At 59.9% G+C, this 20,309-nt stretch carries 10 protein-coding genes; 9 read left to right on the top strand and 1 reads right to left on the bottom strand.

Translation table 11 applies throughout. The annotated features are described in order from the left end of the window. The first annotated feature begins 5 nt into the window (after window positions 1–5). From AC1DX3_RS13010 to AC1DX3_RS12980, 7 genes are all read left to right on the top strand, one after another. Entirely contained in the window at window positions 6–2,180 is a 2,175-nt protein-coding gene (locus AC1DX3_RS13010; protein ID WP_476989726.1) for a beta strand repeat-containing protein, read from the top strand. A gap of 84 nt (window positions 2,181–2,264) precedes the next feature. Further along, complete coding sequence (locus tag AC1DX3_RS13005) at window positions 2,265–4,604, top strand: beta strand repeat-containing protein (RefSeq protein ID WP_476989725.1); 2,340 nt, start codon at window positions 2,265–2,267, stop codon at window positions 4,602–4,604. 39 nt (window positions 4,605–4,643) lie between these two features. Further along, a complete protein-coding gene (locus tag AC1DX3_RS13000) occupies window positions 4,644–6,710 on the top strand; it encodes a beta strand repeat-containing protein (protein WP_476989724.1) in 2,067 nt (688 codons plus the stop codon). A gap of 46 nt (window positions 6,711–6,756) precedes the next feature. Further along, a complete protein-coding gene (locus AC1DX3_RS12995) occupies window positions 6,757–9,042 on the top strand; it encodes a beta strand repeat-containing protein (protein WP_476989723.1) in 2,286 nt (761 codons plus the stop codon). A gap of 18 nt (window positions 9,043–9,060) precedes the next feature. Beyond that, a complete protein-coding gene (locus AC1DX3_RS12990) occupies window positions 9,061–10,203 on the top strand; it encodes a calcium-binding protein (protein WP_476989722.1) in 1,143 nt (380 codons plus the stop codon). Between the two features lie 114 nt (window positions 10,204–10,317). Further along, window positions 10,318–12,516, top strand: coding sequence for a beta strand repeat-containing protein (locus tag AC1DX3_RS12985; RefSeq protein WP_476989721.1), 2,199 nt, complete (start codon window positions 10,318–10,320; stop codon window positions 12,514–12,516). Window positions 12,517–12,688: 172 nt separating this feature from the next. Then, window positions 12,689–14,629, top strand: a complete 1,941-nt coding sequence (locus tag AC1DX3_RS12980) for a hypothetical protein (RefSeq protein WP_476989720.1) — start codon at window positions 12,689–12,691, stop codon at window positions 14,627–14,629. Here the strand turns inward: AC1DX3_RS12980 and AC1DX3_RS12975 are convergent. Continuing rightward, window positions 14,619–15,524 (bottom strand): hypothetical protein, encoded by a 906-nt coding sequence (locus tag AC1DX3_RS12975; RefSeq protein WP_476989719.1) that lies wholly within the window; start codon window positions 15,522–15,524, stop codon window positions 14,619–14,621. The genes AC1DX3_RS12980 and AC1DX3_RS12975 overlap by 11 nt on opposite strands. Before the next feature lie 208 nt (window positions 15,525–15,732). Between AC1DX3_RS12975 and AC1DX3_RS12970 the strand changes: the two genes are divergently transcribed. Next, the gene (locus AC1DX3_RS12970; RefSeq protein WP_476989718.1) at window positions 15,733–17,892 is read left to right on the top strand and encodes a beta strand repeat-containing protein; all 2,160 of its coding nucleotides are present in this window, start codon (window positions 15,733–15,735) and stop codon (window positions 17,890–17,892) included. A gap of 103 nt (window positions 17,893–17,995) precedes the next feature. Beyond that, window positions 17,996–20,290 (top strand): calcium-binding protein, encoded by a 2,295-nt coding sequence (locus AC1DX3_RS12965; protein WP_476989717.1) that lies wholly within the window; start codon window positions 17,996–17,998, stop codon window positions 20,288–20,290. Window positions 20,291–20,309: the final 19 nt, after the last annotated feature.

Genomic DNA, 20,309 nt, shown 5'->3' with positions numbered 1-20,309 from the left:
CGACCATGGTTAATCTCGTGGGCGACGGCCGCAATAACCTGCTCAAGGGCACGGCCGGCGACGATAATATTCAAGGTCTTGGCGGCAATGACGATATCCGTGGCTATGGCGGGCATGACGTGCTCGACGGCGGCGACGGCAATGACAGCATAGAAAGCACCAGTCCGTTGAGTGTCACCATTTATGGCGGGGCTGGACGGGATGGCATCGAGGCCGCCGGTCGCGACAGCTTTCTCGATGGTGGCTCGGGGGACGACTTCGTCAGCGCGTCCGGCCGCGATTCTGTCCTTGAAGGTGGCGACGGCAATGACGGCCTGAGTAGCACCTCATTGATAGGCGGCACTGTTCATGGTGGCCTTGGCAACGATAACGTCAATGTTAATGGCGTAGGCGGCGTCGCCGATGGTGGCGAAGGCGATGACTCAGTAGGTGTAGCCAACGGTCACGGTATTGGCGGAAACGGCAATGATCGCCTTTTTGTCCGCGATAACGGTTGGGGTGAAGGTGGCGTCGGCAACGATACGCTTTACTTCGACGGTAACAATGCCCGGGCCTATGGCGGAATTGGCAACGACATTATCTACCTCAGGTCCGGAAATGGYGGTCTTGCTGTCGGTGGAGTTGGTGACGATTCCTATCACGTCTATGAAAACTTTAACGCCGACATTATCGAAAACGTCGGCGAAGGCGTCGATACCGCCTATGTCGAAGACAATCTGACGTACCGACTCGATACCAATCTCGAAAATCTTGTCATTGTAGCTGCCAACAATATGGGCGGGCACGGCATCGGCAATCGTACCGACAACATTCTTACGGGAAGCGAGGAAGGCGATATCCTCGATGGTGATCTCGGCGCCGACACCATGACGGGCGGCGCGGGCAATGACAGTTATTATGTCGACAATGCCGGCGATATCGTGATCGAACTGGCCGGCGAAGGCAAACAGGATATCGTCTTCACCCATGTCGACTATAGCCTGACGGTTAATGTCGAAAACCTGACTCTGCTCGGTAACGGCAATCTGTCCGCCACCGGCAACGCTCTCGACAACTATATCACTGGCAATGATGGCGATAACTGGCTGGATGGCGGCGCCGGCGCGGATACCCTGATCGGCGGCATAGGCTCGGACACCTATGTGCTCGACAATCCGGGCGACCTCGCCGTCGAATATAGCGATAGCGGCATCGACACCATACGCGTCGGCCGGACCTTTACGCTCGATACCTGGTTCGAGAACCTGACCTTAACCGGAGCGGTGGCCGCCAACGCCACCGGCAATGCCGTCGACAATGTCATCACCGGCAATTCCGCCGTCAACGCCCTCTACGGCCTGGCGGGTAATGACTGGCTGGACGGCGGGGCCGGCGGCGACCGCATGGAAGGTGGGGCCGGCGACGACACCTATATCGTCGATGATGCCAATGACCGCGTCTATGACAATGCCGGCGGCGTCAATGCCGGCACGGACCTGGTCGTGTCTTCGCTCAGCTGGACGCTCGGCACCTTGCTGGAAAACCTGACCCTGACCGGCGCGGCCGATCTCGACGGCACCGGCAACGGCCTCGACAATGTCATCACCGGCAATGACGGCGCGAATGTTCTGAACGGATTGAGCGGCAATGACACCCTCTACGGCCTGGGTGGCGATGACACCCTCGACGGCGGCAAGGGTCATAATGTCCTGGCCGGCGGTATGGGCGACGACACCTGTACCGTCGACACCGGCGACAGCGTGGTCGAAAACATCGGCGAAGGCCACGACACGGTCATGGCCTCGGTCACATGGTCGCTGAATTTCCGCGCCAACTTTATCGAAGACCTGATCCTGACCGGCAGCACTAATATCGACGCCACCGGCAACCATCTCGACAATGTCATTACCGGCAACAGGGGCAATAACCGCATGGACGGCGGCTTCGGCCACGACGTCCTGACCGGCGGCCTGGGCGCAGACACCTTCGTCTTCAACCAGACCAGCGGCGTCGACACAATAGCCGACTTTTCCGCCGGCGACGGCGATACCATCGACATCCACGCCTATACCCAAGGCACGGTTAAGCTGTTCCGCATCGAGCAGACCGGCGGCGATGTCACCATTCACCTCAGCGGCAGCAACGCGATTACCGTGCTGGGCGCCACCGCGTCCGATGTCGCGGCCCATATGAATTGGTAAATTTGTAAGCGGCGCCGGCAGTACCAAACCGGCGCAGCCGATACCGAATTTTTAGGACGATATATAACGGCAGGAGAAACGACCATGGTCACTTTGGTGGGCAACGCTGGCAACAATTTCTTGAATGGCAGTAGCGGCGACGACAACATCCAGGGCCTGGGTGGCGACGATGAAATCCTGGGCTGGGGAGGGCGTGACGTCCTCGACGGCGGCGACGGCAACGACCAGATTGTCAGCAAGGGCTCACATTGCACCATTACCGGCGGCGCCGGCAATGATATTATCCATGCGGACGGTGGCATTAACGTGATAGATGGTGGGACTGGTGATGACCGGTTTTACATCGATTTTGCCGCCACTGCGACCTATAGTAGCCGGCACAAAATTTATGGCGGTGACGGTAACGACAATGTTTCACTTTATACCGGCGACAATAACTATTTTGATGGCGGCGCCGGTAACGATAGCTTTGGCGGCAGCAATTCGAACACCAATACCCTCATCGGCGGAGACGGCAACGATCACCTGACCATTAGCGGCAACAACAATATTCTCACGGGTGATGTCGGGGCGGATAACCTCCAGGTCATCGGCGACAACACGCACGAAAACGGCGGCATCGACAATGATAACCTGTCCGCGAACGGCGCCGCCAATCTGCTATACGGCGAAGACGGCGATGACATAATCCGTCTCGACGGCACCGGTGGCCTGGCGGTCGGGAGTGTGGGTAATGACCAAGTGACGGTCAACGCAACCGGTGGCATCGGCTATGGTGATGATGGTGACGATATCATCCACGTTTCCGGCATCGATAACCAGGTGTACGGCGGGATAGGCAACGACACGATCTATATCCTGAGTACCGGCGACGCCGCTATTGCCTCCGGCGGTGTAGGCGATGACACCTACATTGTCGGCCCCAATGCCAGCATCCATACGGCGCCGCTGGAAAATGCCGGCGAGGGGATCGACACCGTCCAGGCCTACGGCAATTACACTCTTGGCGCCAATCTGGAAAATCTCGTCCTGCTGGCCGACAGCAGCGGCGCCAGCGGCCGCGGCACCGGCAATCGCCTCGATAATGTTCTCACCGGGTTGAACGGTGACGACGTCCTGGACGGCGCGGTCGGTGCTGATATCATGAAGGGCGGCGCCGGCGACGACAGCTACTATGTCGACAATGTCGGCGATGTCGTCGTCGAGGCGGCACGGCAAGGCAATGACAGCGTGTGGTCGCACGTCAGCTATACCCTATCGGCCAATGTCGAGAACCTGACCCTGCAAGGCAACGGCAATTACAGCGCCACCGGCAATGCCTCCGAAAACATCCTGACCGGCAATGACGGCAACAACCTGATCGATGGCCAGGCCGGTGCCGACACCATGATCGGCGGTATCGGTTCGGATACCTATATGGTCGACAATGCCGACGACTATGTCCTGGAATTCGGCGATACAGGTGTAGATACGGTCAAGGCAGCAGTGAGCTTCACTATCGCCACGGGCGTCGAAATTTTCCTGCTCACCGGCACCGGCAATATCAACGGTACCGGCAGCGATGACAGCGAGACCATCACCGGCAATAGCGGTAATAATTCGCTGTTCGGCATGGGCGGCGACGATGTGCTGAGCGGTGGTGGCGGCACGGATGTTTTGGCCGGCGGGCTGGGCGACGACACCTATATTGTCAATGCCGCTGGCAGCACGATCGTCGAAGCCGTCGGCGAGGGCACGGACACCGTCCTGTCGTCGATAACCCTGAAACTGGCGGCGAATGTCGACAATCTGACCCTGACCGGATCGGCGGCGATCGACGGTACCGGCAATGGCGACGGCAACGTCATCACCGGCAATGGCGCTATCAACAAGCTGGATGGCGGCGCCGGTAATGATGCCCTGGATGGTGGCGCGGGCGCGGACACCATGATCGGCGGCACCGGCGACGATACTTTCTGGGTCGACAATGCCGGTGACGTGGTGACGGAAAAGGCCGGCGCCGGCACCGACACGATCCACGCTTCGCTCACCTGGACCCTGGCCGGAAGCTTCGTCGAGAACCTCCAATTGACCGGCACGGCGAACATCAACGCTACCGGCAACAGCCTGGCCAATGCCCTGATCGGCAATGACGGCGACAATATCCTGGCGGGCGGCTTCGGCGCCGACACCCTGACAGGCGGCGAAGGCTATGACACCTTCCTGTTCGAAAAGAAGGGCGGCGCCGACACGATCACCGACTATCACGCGACCGACAGTCTGGAGGCCCATCGCGACACCATCGATCTTCACGCCATTTCGGTCAATGTCGTGCACAGCGAATGGCTGATCCAGGTCGGCAGCGACGTGCAGATCGACATGGGCGGCGGCAATGTCATTACCGTGCTCAACGCCGACACAGCGCATTTGAATATTATTTGGTAAAAATACCAACATCTATAATGATTTACGGGAGAGACAAGCATGGCTGTTTTTGTGGGAACACCGACCAACGACAATTACACCGGCACGACCGGTGATGACACGATCGACGGCAATGACGGCAATGATACCTTGAACGGCAATGGTGGCCGTGACGTCATCCATGGCGGTAATGGCTATGACACGATTTCCGCCTCCGGGTCCGGCAGCATGATCTATGGCGATGCCAACCGGGATCATATGACCATGTCCGGGTCGAATGGCTTGGTGGACGGCGGCGCCGACAATGATCAGATTACCGTCGGAGGAGTCGGGAATCAGGTTTTCGGCGGTGCCGGCGATGACCGAGTCAGCCTCTATGGGAACAGCAACCAGGTTTTTGGCGGCACCGGTGACGACGCGATAACGGCTTCTTACATTCACGATACCACAATCGACGGCGGCGCTGGCGATGATTATGTCAATGGAGAGTTTTACAACTGCAATCTCTATGGCGGAGACGGCAACGATCTCTTGGCCTTCGACATGCGTGATGCGACCTCGCATGTCTATGGCGGTAACGGTAACGACACCTATGTTATCCAGGCCAGTGCCCAAACGGGCCAGATTGGCACTCTTGTCGAGAACGTCGGTGAAGGCATCGACACCGTTCGCATCGAAAATTACAATCGTCCAAGCTTCTACGTTCTGGGTGACAATTTCGAAAACCTGACGATCGACGGTCACGGCGTCGGCAATGGGCTCGACAATCTGCTGACCGGAAGTCTGGGCGACGATATTCTCGACGGGGCATTCGGCGGCGATACCATGAAGGGCGGCATGGGAAATGATACCTATTATGTCGACAATACCGGCGACGGCGTGGTCGAATTGGTGGGAGAAGGCCACGACAGCGTCTTTTCGCACATCAGCTACACCTTGACCAACAATGTCGAGGACCTCACGCTTCAGGGCAATGGTGACTATGCCGGCACCGGCAATGCGCTGTCCAATATCATCACCGGCAATGACGGCAATAACTGGCTGGACGGCAAGGCGGGCGCCGATACCCTATATGGCGGCATCGGCTCCGACACCTTTATTGTTGACAACAGCGGCGATGTCGCCGTCGAATATGGCGATACCGGGCTGGACACGGTCGAATCCTCGGTCAGCTATGTTCTGGGCGACAATATCGAGACCCTGCTGCTGACCGGCACGGCGATCAGCGGTACCGGCAATGCACTCGACAATGTCGTCACCGGCAATGCCGCGGCCAATGCCCTCTATGGCGGCGCCGGCAATGACATCATCAATGGTGAGGGCGGCGGCGACCGCATGGAAGGCGGGGCCGGCGACGACACCTTTGTCGTCGATAATGCCGGCGACCGCGTCTATGACAATGTCGGCGGCGCCAATGCCGGCACCGACCTGGTGCAGTCTTCCATCGATTTCACGCTGGGCACATGGCTCGAGAACCTGACCCTGTCCGAAACGGGCGCCATTAATGGCACGGGCAATGGCCTCGACAATGTCATCGCCGGCAATGACGGCGCCAATAGCTTGAGCGGCCTGAGCGGCGACGACAGCCTCTATGGCTGGGGCGGCAATGATACGCTCGACGGCGGCAAGGGGCATAATGCGCTCTATGGCGGCACCGGCAACGATACCTTTATCGTCGATACGGGCGACCGGGTCATCGAAAACGATGGCGAGGGCCACGATACGGTCATGGCTTCTGTGTCGTGGTCGCTGACCGGCCGTGCCAACTTTATCGAGGACCTGGTCCTGACCGGTAGCGGCGATATCAATGGTACCGGCAACCATCTCGATAACGTCATCACTGGCAACAGCGGGGATAATGTTCTTAACGGCGGCTACGGTCATGATGTTCTGAGCGGGGGCCTGGGGGCTGACACCTTTGTCTTCGAGACCGGCGGCAATGACACGGTTAGCGATTTCTCAGGTGCTCAGGGCGACCATATCGACACCCACGCACTGACCCACGGCGACGCCAAGGATCACCTGATCGTCCAGTCAGGCGGCGATGTCCATATCAACCTCGGCTATGCCACCATCACCATCCTTAACGCCACTGCCGCCGACGTCGCCGCCCACATGGTGTGGTAGCAGCATACGGTTGCGGACGCTTTAGACAGACACAGGAGAGACAAACATGGATATCACGGGCACACCGGAAAATGACCACCTCACTGGCACAGCCGGCGACGACCATATCGAAGGCCTGGCTGGCAATGACACCATCGAAGGCAATGGCGGCAACGATGTGGCTTTTGGAGGCGATGGCGATGACATCATTCACCTGGGAGCAGATAACGGCATCGGGTTTCACGAAGAAGCGCACGGTGGGGCTGGTAATGACACGATCACGGTCAATAGTGGCTTCGGTATGCTTTATGGAGATGACGGCGACGATGTCCTGACCGGGAATGGGCCGCTCAATACGTTGTACGGCGGATCGGGCAACGACCAGTATTTCACGCAGGACGGCGCCACCATTGTCGAAGGCGTAAATGAGGGGATCGACACCGTCACCTCGGGCGCCAGCATGGTGCTGAGCGAAAATGTCGAAAACCTTATTCTGGTGGGCAGTTCCGCCGAACAGGGTACCGGTAATCGTCTCGACAATGTCATCACAGGTACCTTTCGCGATAACATTCTGGACGGCAGTTTTGGCGCTGACACGCTGGCTGGCCTCCAGGGGAATGACACCTATTATGTCGATAACGCCGGCGACAGCGTCACCGAACTGGCCGACGCCGGCACCGACAATGTCATCGCCCATCTCAGTTACGAGCTGACCGCCGATGTCGAGAACCTGACCCTGATCGGTGGCGGCAACTATGCCGGCACGGGCAACGACCTCGACAATACGATCACCGGCAATGTCGGTAATAATCGCCTCGATGGCGGCTTGGGTGGCGATGTCCTGGTCGGCGGCATCGGCAACGACACCTATGTTGTCGATAACGTCAACGACTTGGTCGTCGAATATGGCGGCGAGGGTACCGACTCGGTCGAAGCTTCTGCGTCCTACAGCCTGGGCGACAATCTCGAAAGCCTGACCCTGACGGGAAGCGGTAATCGCTACGGCAATGGCAATGCCCTCGACAATGTGCTGAACGGCAATTCGGGAGCCAATACCCTGCGCGGCAATGACGGCAATGATGTTATCACCGGCGGCGCCGGCGCAGACGCCATGTATGGCGGCATGGGTGATGATGTCTTCTATGTCGACAACACCGGTGACACGGTTCACGACTATACCGGCCAGGGAACGGACCGGGTGTTTTCCTCAGTGACCCTCAGCCTCAGCGGCACGGCCATCGAAAACGTGAACCTAACCGGCGCCGCCAATATCGATGCCACGGGCAACGGGTTGGGTAATACCCTTGTCGGCAATAGCGGGGACAACGCGCTGCGTGGCGGTGGGGGCGTCGACACCCTGATAGGCGGCCTTGGCAACGATACCTATTTTGTCGATGGCAGCGACACCCTTGTCGAGGATCCTGGCTCCGGTATCGACACGGTTATTACCGGCATGTCCTATCAACTCGGCGCCTATCTCGATAACCTGACACTCACGGGCAGCGCCAATCTCAACGCTACCGGTAATGGACTGGYCAATGTGCTGACAGGCAATGCCSGGGACAACGTTCTGCGCGGCCTCGACGGCAACGACACCATGATTGGTGGCGCCGGCAATGATACCTATGTCGTCGAGAATGCTGGCGACCACATCGTGGAAAATGCCGGCGAGGGCATGGATGTCGTTCATGCCTCGGTTACATTCAGCCTGGCCGGCGCCTTTGTCGAAGACCTGGTGATGAAGGGTAGTGGTGATATCAATGCTACTGGCAATTCGCTCGACAATCACCTCACCGGCAATGCCGGCATTAACCATATCGATGGCGGGAGCGGCAACGATGTGCTGGACGGGGGTGCCGGCGCCGATACTCTCATAGGCGGCGACGGCGACGATATCTTCTATGCCGCTCGTGCGGACGACCGGGTCGTTGAAAGCGCCGGCGGCGGTAACGATACGGTCTATGCGGCCGCGGGCTTCAATCTTTATGGGACTTTCGTCGAAACGCTCATTCTAACCGGATCTGCCTCCGACTATGCCCTGGGTAATTCGCAGGCCAATACCTTGATCGGCAACGCCGGAGATAATTATATCGACGGCAGTTATGGCAATGATCGTCTCACGGGCGGCGCCGGTGCGGATGCGTTCCATTTCCTGCGAGCGTTCGGTGCGGATGTCATCACTGATTTTTCGGCGGCGGAAGGCGACAGGATACTTTTCAACGATACAACTCATGACTTTGTCATTACCCAGGTCGGTGCCGACGCGGTCATCACTTTAAATGGTCAAACCGTTACTGTTCTCAATACCAACGCCACGGATCCAGACTTCCTCAGTCACATACAACACGGTTAAATAGCCAAGAGGCCCCTCATGAAAATCACGGGCACTGACGCGGGCGAATCCCTGACCGGTACAGGCGATAGCGATACCATCAAGGCGCTGGGCGGCGACGACACCGTCCACGCCGGCGCGGGCGATGACACCGTCGACGGTGGCAGCGGGAATGACATCCTGGACGGCGGTATCGGCGCCGACATACTGATCGGTGGTACGGGCGGCGATACCTACTATGTCGACAATGCCCGCGATCAAGTCGTCGAGCGTAACGATAGCGGCATCGACATTGTGATGGCCGCTGTCAGCTTCAGCCTGAGCGGCAGTTTTGTCGAAGGCCTGACCTTGGTTGGAACCAACTCCATCAATGCCATGGGTAACAGCCTTGGCAACGTCCTCACCGGCAATAGCGGCAACAATGTCCTGAATGGCGGTTTTGGCGCCGATTCACTGATCGGCGGTCCGGGCAATGATATCTACCAACTGGGTGACACGTACGACACTGTCACCGAATGGGCCAGCGAAGGCAACGATACTATTGAGGCCGGCTTTTCCATCGACCTTCAGGTCTATCGTAATGTCGAAAATGTCTCACTCTCCGGAAACGGCAATGTCAATCTAACCGGTAACAATGAAGCCAACGTCCTGACCGGCAATAGCGGCAATAATGTTCTCGATGGCGTGTTTGGCGGAGACACCATGGCCGGCGGGGCGGGCAACGATGTCTACTATGCCCATTCAACCGATCGTGTCATCGAACACGCCGGTGAAGGTACGGACACCATCTACGCCGCCGGTCCGTTCAACCTGTTCGGGACATTTGTGGAAAACCTGGTTTTGACCGGGTCGCAAGCCGTTCTTTGTGAAGGCAATTCCTTGGACAACAACCTGACAGGCAACAGCGCCAACAACGTGATTCTGGGCGATTATGGTAATGACCGGCTGACGGGTGGCGCCGGCCGTGATGAATTTGATTTCATCGGCAATTTCGGCCACGATACCATCACCGACTTCTCAATCGCCGAACACGATGTGGTAAGGATTTATCATATCGGCAGTCACTACGGCTTGACGCAGGCAGGCCCTGATGCTGTTCTCACTCTTAAAGGCCAGTCCATCACTTTCCTGAACACCTTGGCCGACCATAGCCTGCTTACACGGATTCAATTTATCGATTAGGCGGATACGGCGCCGCGCGGCGTCTTCCTGTCGTGCGCACCAACCTTTCCTCAGTCATACTTCCATCCTTTCGGCAGTATATTCGCCACCAAGCTTCCATCCAAGGAGACGTCCATGAAAATCACAGGCACCGACGCCGGCGAATCCCTGACCGGCACGACGGCCGGGGACACCATCAAGGCGCTTGGCGGCGATGACACCGTCCAGGCCGGCGCTGGCGACGACACGGTCGACGGCGGTACCGGCAATGATACTCTTTATGGCGAGGATGGCGACGACACATTGGATGGCGGTATTGGCAAGGATACCCTGAACGGCGGCACGGGCGACGATACCTACTTTGTCGACAATGCCGGCGATGTCGTCACCGAAGGCGCCAATGAGGGCCTCGACCACATCTACGCTCATCTCGGCTACACCCTGGGCGCCAATGTCGAGGACCTGACCCTGATCGGGACAGGCAACTATTCGGCCGCCGGCAACGACCTTAACAATACGATCACCGGCAATGGCGCCAATAACCGGATCGACGGCGGACTGGGCGCCGACGTCCTGATCGGTGGTTCGGGCAACGATACCTATATTGTCGACAATACTGGCGATATCGTCGCCGAATACGGCGGTGAAGGCACGGATTCGGTCGAATCCAGCGTTTCCTACGTACTGACGGATGACCTGGAAAACCTCACCCTGACGGGCGTATTTAACCGTCTGGGCACTGGCAATACCATGGGAAATCTTTTGACCGGGAACGCCGGCAATAACGCTTTGCGCGGCCTTGACGGCAATGATGTGCTCAATGGCGGCCTGGGCGCCGACAGCCTGTACGGAGGTAATGGCAACGATACCTTTGTCGTCGACAATGCCGGCGACAAGGTCTTCGATTATACCGGCCAAGGCATGGACACCGTCATGGCCTCGGTGAGCTTCGGCCTGAGCGGTACGGCGATCGAAAACCTGACCCTAACCGGCACCGGCGATATCAACGCCCAAGGCAACGGACTGGATAACCTTCTGACCGGCAACAGCGGGAACAATGTGCTGAGCGGTGGGGGCGGTACCGACACCATGGTCGGCGGCAAGGGAAATGACACCTACCGGATCGACGATCTTTCCGACAGCATTGTCGAATTGGCCAATGGCGGCACGGACACGGTCGTGACGGGATTGAACTACAGCCTGGTCGACACCCAGATCGAGAATCTGACACTGAGCGGCATGGCCAATGTCAATGGCACCGGCAATGGCGCGAACAATGTCCTCACCGGCAATGCCGGCAATAATGTCCTGGACGGCAGTGCGGGTAAGGACACTATGGTCGGTGGTGCCGGCAATGACACCTATTGGGTCGACAATAGCGGCGACACCGTCACTGAATTATCCGGCCAGGGCACGGATATCGTTTATAGCCGGGTCAGTTTCAGTTTGAGCGGAGGCTTTGTCGAAAACCTGACCCTGATGGGGGCCCTGGCTGCCAATGTAACGGGTAACGGTCTGGACAATATTTTGACCGGCAACGCGAGTGACAATGTCCTGACGGGAGGCGGCGGCGCGGATACCCTTATTGGGGGCGCACGAGACGATGTCTACTGGATCGATGCCAGTGACACGCTTGTTGAACTTGCCGGAGGCGGTGTGGATACGGTCGTAGCACCCTTCTCCATTGATCTGGCGAATTACGCCAATTTCGAGAACGCCACCCTGTCCGGTTCGGCCGATCTCAACCTGACGGGACATGATGGCAGCAATAAACTGACCGGCAATGCCGGTAACAATGTCCTGGATGGCGGCGCCGGCGTTGATCACCTGAGTGGTGGTGCTGGAGATGATAGCTACTATGTCGACACCAACCAGGATGTTGTCATCGAATTGGCCGGAGGCGGGAACGACACCATCTACGCGACATCGAACTACAATCTTGGTGGGACTGGCGACCCGGCGACACACCAGGTGGAAAATCTCGTTCTGCTCGCCGGTCAGAACGCCTATGGCAATGCCTTGGGCAATATGATCGTCGGCAATGCCGCCGCCAATAATATCAACGGTAGTTTTGGCGACGACCAACTCACGGGCGGTGCCGGCGCCGATGCCTTCACCTTTACTCAAAATGCCGGCAACGACGTCGTCACCGATTTCTCGGCGGCCGAGGGCGATACGATCAACTTCCGTTACGTCGGGGCCAATTATGTCGTCACCCAGGTGGGTTCCGATGCCGTCATCACGATCAATGGCATGACGGTAACCGTCCTGAACACCAATGCGACGGATTCGGCCTTTCTCAGTCATATTCACGATACGACGCCGGGCGGCTAAACGGGGCAACGTCTTCACCGATATATTCAGGTACTACAGGCGATACAATTTTCGCTTGTTTGCGCCGCGGCGCACAATAATAAATTTAATTTATTACCGCATCACCATGGCTAAACCTTACCGTTGCGCCTACAGATAACGCTGTCATCAGAAAAATACAGGGACGGCGGCCATGTTGGATATTATCGGTACTTCGGGCGTAAACGGTACGGACAGCTTGCCGGGTGATGGCGACGGTGGCGCAGGTGGCTCGGGCCAGAACGAAGACATTACGCTCAATCAGGCCGAAGTCACGACGGCTGGCGACGACAATCTGATTGTTTATGGCGGCAGCGGTGGCTGGGGTGGTGCCGGCGGAGCTGCCATTGGCTTCGACCTGGTGGGAGGATCCGGCGGCTTCGGCGGTAATGGCGGCCGTGCCACCTTAAACGAAACCGCTGTCACGACCGTAAGCGTCGATCTCGAAACCTTCAGCGGCAATGGTGGCGCCGGTGGAGCCGGCGGCATGGGCGCGGCCGATTTCGGCTTCGGGGGCGCGGGCGGCGATGGCGGCTGGTCCGCCGACGCGCAAACCTCGCTGTATACCAGCACCTTTAGCGATATCGGCGGCAGCGGCGCCATCATCCACGCTACGGGCGGCGGCGGCGGGGCGGGTGGCGCCGGCGGCGACCCTGACGGAGACCTTGTCGTCGCCGCCGCGGGCGGCATCGGCGGGAATGGCGGGGACGCCGAAGCCGATGTCGGGCAGAGCACTTTCCATTTCACGCTGGGCGCCGTTTCAGTGGTCAGTCAAGGCGGCGCCGGCGGTGCTGCCAGCCCGGCCACGACCCAGCACGACGCCGGCTTTGCCGGTTCCGGCGGCGACGCCAGCACCTATTTCAGCGACAACACCCTGAGCGGTAGCACCGGCGACGACCAGTTGGGCGTCACCCTGTCGGCCGTTGCCGGCGCGGCGGGAGAACCCGGCCAGGCCAATAGCGCCACCGACGGTGACGCAAGCATGACTTTTGCCGGCAATGATTTCGAAGGCGGCGCGGGCAATGACGAACTGGATCTGACCCTGGCCTTTACCGGTGGCCTGCTGGCAGATTACGGCGCCCACAGCCTGTCGCTCAACCTGACCACCGGCGTGCTCCTGGTCGATGGCCAATCCAATACGGTCCACGGTTTTGAGAACGCCATCGTCTATTACAACGGCGGCTATTTTGCCGGTGGTGTCGCCACCGCGACCTCGATCGACATCAGCCTGACCGGCACGGGCGCCGCCAACTATCTTCAGGCAGGCACCGGCAATGATACGCTGAACGGAGGCGCGGGTAACGACACCCTGATCGGTGGCCTGGGCCACGATGTCATGACCGGCGGCAAGGGCAACGATATCTTTTGGGTCGATGATGTCGGCGACACGGTTGTCGAAGTATCCAATCAAGGCACGGCTGACACGGTCGTGGCCTCGGTCAACTTCTCCCTGGCCGGCAGCTTTACCGAAAACATGACCCTGATCGGCGCCGCCTTCACGGCGACCGGCAACAGCCTGAACAACGTCCTGACCGGCAACACCTTCGACAACACCTTGACCGGGCTTCTCGGTGACGACACGCTGGACGGTGGTACCGGCAACGACACCCTGATCGGCGGCAAGGGCAATGATACCTACATCGTCGACAGTTTAACCGATGTCGTCAAGGAACTGACAGGCCAGGGCACCGACACAGTCGAGAGCTCGATCAGCTACAGCCTGGCGGGGATATTCGTCGAAAACCTGACCCTGACCGGCTCGGCCTATCAGGCGACAGGCAACGGCCTCGACAACACCCTGACCGGCAACACCTTCGACAATCGCCTGATCGGCGGCTTCGGCCACGATACCCTGACTGGAGGCTTCGGTGCCGACGCTTTCTATTTCGGTTTCAACAGCGGCGCCGACACGATTACCGACTTCTCCGCGATCGAAAACGACCGCATCAATGTCCACACCTATACGCAAGGGGTGACGCAATCAGGCTATCTCAGCGAGGTGGGCGGCGATACCCTGATCGATCTCGGCGGCGGCAATATCATTACCGTCGCCGGCGCGACGATCGCCGATATCAGCAGCCATATTATCTGGTAGCCGATGCCTGGCTGAGGTCCGGATGCGCCTCCAGCGTCCGGGCCGCCGCTGCGACCAGCCAGACCATCTGGGTGGCATAGAGATAGCTCAGGAAGGTTCGCACACTGGCCTCGAACACGACGGCGTCACCGTCGCGCGTCAGCATGCCGTCGCGCCCTGAGGCTTCGAACATGCGCCGGATATGCGGCCGCGACACGCCGAAGCGCCGCGCCATGTCGGAGATGGCCAGCGGCCGCGTGCGCAGCGGCGGAAACGATCCGCTCTCGTCGGCCAGGATCAGCGTCCACAGGATAAACGAGCCGGCGTGGCGGTGCAGGAACGACTTGAAAAACGGCGTCTCCCGCTTCGGCGCCCGTGTAAAGGATGACATCAGCATCGCCCCGTGCACCGTGGCGAATGTCCGATAGACCTCGGGACGGTCGAAGGCCGCCAAAACGGGCAGGACCGCCGGATCGATGACTGCGGCACTGCGCACGGCCGCCATCAGATGCGTCGACCAGGCTTGCTCGCATCGCGGAGTCAACACGAACAAATCGGGTTCTCCCGGTGTCCGGGCCCCACGCGTGACAAAACCGAGATAGCGCATGTAGAGCAGGACGGCACGCGCCCGGCCGGGACTGGATAGCCCCGATCCGATGGTCAGCGCCTTCAGGCGCGGCAGGGTCAGCCCGCCGGTCAGGTGGAGATGGATGGCTATAAAGGCCACCGCATAGCGCCCGACATCCATGAAGATGCCGTTCAGCGCCTTGTCGGCCTCGGCCGCCGCCAGCATGTTGCGCGCCAGAGCATGGCACGCCGCGGCAAAGGCGGGGTGCGCCTCCATGCGCGCCACGGTCACGTCGTCGTCTTCAGCGCCGGTATAGGTCCAGCTGTGCAGATCGCTGTCGTCAGGCATTATTGTACCCGTCCATGACAAGGTGGGACTCAATACACTACGTTATTGCGTAACGCTTTCGTGGATCCTATTCCACCGCTTTTTGACGATGTTTCACGTTTATTGGACAGGTGGAACATTTTTGATCACGCCTTGATGCTTGGTTTCAGCCGCGTAACGGTGATCGCGATGGACGCCGCGGGGGCGCAAGACATCTGGAGAGCGTGACATGGCCAATTATATCGGAACGACCGGAGCTCCCGGCGCGCCTGGCGGCTACATACCCGGCGTAGGCGGCCTCGGGGGCCTCTCCGGCGGTGACGGCGGCGCCGAACAGATTACACTTGGTCAGGCCGATTTCGGCGTCACCGCCGTCACGATCCTTGTTGCCGGCGGTATTGGCGGCCCCGGCGGCCCCGGCGGCCCGGCTGACCCCGGCCTGACCGGCGGTGTCGGTGCTTCCGGCGGCCGGGGCGGCCTTGGGTCGCTTGGCGTCGATTCCGTGACCCTACTGAGCGCGGCCATCACCGTGACCGGCGGGCCGGGGGGCGCGGGCGGTACGGGCGGCGGCGGCGGTATTTCGACCCAAGGGGTGGGCGGCGGCGGCGGGACCGCGCTTGGGGCGGGACTGACCTTCACCAACAACACCGTGACCGCGGCCGGCCTCACTACGCAGTTTTCCACCACGGTCCAGGGCGGTAACGGCGGTAATGGCGGCGGCGGCAGCACACGCGGCCACGGCGGCTATGGCGGCAATGCCAGCCTGACCTTTACCGGCAACCAACTTCACTTCACCACGGGCGGAGTCAGCCTGACGGCCATGGGCGGGCAGGGCGGTTCCGGTTCGGTGAACGGCCATGGCGGCAATGCGTCGACAACGATCGCGGATAACAGCTTCACCGGGAGTAGCGGCGACGACAGCCTGACCGCCATCATGGGCGCCACGGGCGGCCTGTCCAGCTTGCCTCTGCCGGGCCAGCCCACACCAGACGCCGGTAGCGGCAGCCTGTCCATCTCCGGCAACACGTTCGACGGTGGTGACGGCAATGACAGTCTGGTGCTGCAAATCGGCTATGGTGGCAACAGCTCAAGCTTCGTTGCCCAGGCGCTCAGCATCGATCTCTCGACCGGCATCTTTACCTTCGGCAGCGGTAGCAACACGATCAGCCATTTCGAGAACGTCAATGTCCAGGCCACCGGCGCGTCGGCGGATGCCACCCTCGGCCTGACCGCGGTCTTTACCAACATCACCCTGGCCGGCGACGGCCAGGGCAATATCCTGCAAACCTCGAGCGGCAACGACACCCTGAATGGCGGCGCCGGCAATGACACCCTGATCGGTGGCCAAGGTAACGACGCCATGACCGGCGGTCTGGGTGACGATACCTTCATTGTCGATTCTGTCGGCGACACGGTCGTCGAAAAAGCCGGCGAAGGCCACGATACCGTCTTTTCCGCCGTCAATTTCAGCCTGTCCGGCATCAATGCCGAGGATGTGAGCCTGACGGCCTTAGCTCATAACGCCACAGGCAACAGCCTGAATAACGTCCTGACCGGTAATACCTCCGACAATGTCCTGACCGGCATGGGCGGCAATGATACCCTGGATGGTGGTTATGGCGCCGACACCATGATTGGCGGCTTCGGCGACGACACCTTTTATGTCGACAACGCCGCCGACATCGTCACGGAACTGTCGGGTCAGGGTACGGACCTGGTCTTCTCATCGGTCACCTTCACTCTGGCTGGGACCTTTGTCGAAAACCTGACCCTGACCGCCACGGACAATATCGACGCCACCGGTAACAGCCTGGCCAATACCCTGACCGGCAACGACGGCGTCAACACCCTGACCGGCGGAGCGGGCAATGATTGGCTCGACGGCGGAGCAGGGGCGGATATCCTGATCGGCGGTAAGGGTGACGACACCTATACGATCGACAACGCCGGCGATGTGGTCAAGGAAATCAACGGCGAGGGGAATGACACCATCCTGAGTTCCGTCAGTTACAGCCTGGCCGGCACCTTCGTCGAAACCCTGCACCTGACCGGCACCGCCTATCAGGCGACCGGCAATGGCCAGGACAATATCCTGATCGGCAACGATGCCGACAACCGTTTTATCGGCGGCTTCGGCCACGACACCCTGACCGGCGGCCCGGGCGCCGACGCCTTCTGGTTTGGCTTCGGCAGCGGCGTCGACACCATCACCGACTTCTCCGCCAGCGACAACGACCGCATCAATATCCATACCTATACCCAGGGCACGGAAAACGATTTGCTGCTCAGCCAGGTTGGCAATGATACCGTCATTGATCTCGGCGGCGGCAATGTCATTACGGTGCAAAATACCTTGGTCGCCGATCTGACCGGCCATATCGTCTGGTAAACTTTACCAGTTGCCATGGTTTCGCCAGATGATAACGTCGCTATATGGGTGACCGGATGGCGGCGGGCTGCTGGACACATGCCATAAAACAGGGAGATCTGTCATGGTCAGTGTCTTTACCAACACCGTGGAAACGCGTGTCAATACCGTCGTCGACGCCGCCGGTGACTTCCGCCCCGCCATAGCCCACCTCGTTGACGGCGGCTATATCATCGTCTGGTACGGCGGCGACAACAGCCAGGACAAGAACGAAATCTACGCCCAGCGCTACGATGCCACGGGTAATGCGGTCGGCAGCGAAACCCGCATCAACACCTATACGGACCACGATCAGCTCGAGCCCGCGGTCACCGGCCTTGCCGGCGGAGGCTACGTCATCACCTGGACCAGCGACGTCCAGGACAGCGACGGCTACGGCGTCTATATGCAGCGCTTCGACGCCACCGGGGTCGCCGTCGGCTCGGCCGACCTCGTCAATACCACCGTCCACAGCGCCCAGGCCGATTCCGTCGTCAAGCCGTTGAGCGACGGCGGTTATGTCGTCGCGTGGGACGGCTGGACCCAGGACACTATCGGCGCCGATCCCGGCGTCTACATGCAACGCTACAACGCCACCGGCGACCGGGTCGGGGTCGAGACCCGCGTCAACTCCACCACCGCCGGCTTCCAGGACAATGCCGACATCGTCGTGCTCCACGACGACAGCTTCATCGTCGCCTGGCACGGGGACCAGCCCGGTGCCAACGGTATCTTTTCCCAGCACTATACCTCGGGCGGCGTCGCCATTGACGGGGAAACCCGCCTCGATTCGGCAACTGACCTCTCATCCGGTGCCCCGTCGACGACGGTGCTCAATGATGGCAGCTATGTCGTCGCCTGGCAGGCCGTCCACACCAGCGGTGACGACGCCCAGATCCACCTGCGCCATTACGCCGCCGACGACACCGACCTGAGCGGTGACGTCCTGGTAACGACGCACATGCCGAGCGACAACCTGACCCCTCGGGTCGCGGCGCTGAGCGGTGGCGGCTATGTCGTCACCTGGGATTCCGACGACTTCTTTGCCTCCTACCGCCAGGTCTGTTTCCAGCGCTTTGATAGCGACGACACCAGGGTCGGCTATGAGACGCTCATTCCCTCGACGGGCGACAGCAACGGCTATGGCGGCCAGTTCGGCGTCACGGGTGTGGCCGATGACGGCTTCGTCGTCACCTGGACCAGTTATGCCCATGCCGGCGGCGGCACCAGCGGCAGCATCTACCAGAAGACAGTCCTGGCGACCAACGACCTTTCCGGCAGCCAGTATGTCTACGGCACGTCCGGGGACGATAGCCTGGACGGTGGAGAAGGTGCCGACCTGATGTTCGGCGGCGCCGGCGAAGACTACTATACCGTCGACGATGTCAACGACCTGGTGCGCGACGATGGCGGCCCGAACGGTCTCGGCTTCATCTATGCCTCGGTCAGCTACGATCTATCCGGAACCTTTGTCCATGACATGATCTTGAGCGGCGGCGCGGATATCAACGCCACCGGCGACGACGCCGTCAACTACCTGCGCGGCAACAGCGGCGCCAATGTCCTGACCGGCGGCGCCGGCGGCGATACGCTCGACGGCGACGCGGGCGCCGACACCCTGTATGGCGGCGCGGGCGACGACTATTTCCAGGTCGACAATGCTGGCGACAAAGTGATCGAGACCACTGGCCAGGGCTATGACGCCGTTCGCGCGACCTTGACCTGGAGTCTGGCTGGCACCTTCGTCGAATTGCTGTACCTGACCGGCATTGGCACTATGAACGGCACCGGCAACAGCCTCAATAACAGTATCTATGGCAATGCCAGCGCCAACGTCCTGGATGGCGGCTACGGCAATGACACCCTGGATGGCGACACCGGTGCCGACACCATGATTGGCGGCAAGGGCGACGACGTCTTTTGGGTCGACAATACCGGCGATGTCGTCTCCGAAATGGTCGGCGGCGGTACCGACATTGTCGTGAGTTACGTGAGCTACAGCCTGTCGGGGCTCCAGGTCGAGAACCTAAACCTGCAAGGTAGCGACGATATCAATGCCACCGGCAACAGTCTGGCCAACTATATGACCGGCAATGACGGCAATAATCGCCTCAATGGCGGTTATGGCGCCGATTTGCTGCAGGGCGGCCTGGGTGCCGACACCTTCGTCTTCTCGACCGCCAGCGGCGCCGACACCATCGCGGACTTTTCAGCCGGAGAGGGCGACAGTATCGATGTCCACACCTATACCCACGGTGTCGCGCAACCGGGCTTCATCTCGCAATCGGGCGATGATGTCGTAATCAGCCTTGGTGGCAGCAATGTCATCACCGTGTGGAATGCCAACGTGGTCGATGTCAATGCACATATGGTGTGGTAACTAAACACCTAGAGTTGTT

This window comes from Asticcacaulis sp. P2_B1 (assembly GCF_056404915.1).
The sequence above is the reverse complement of the archived record's forward strand: the minus strand, read 5'-3'. Positions and strand labels throughout refer to the sequence as shown.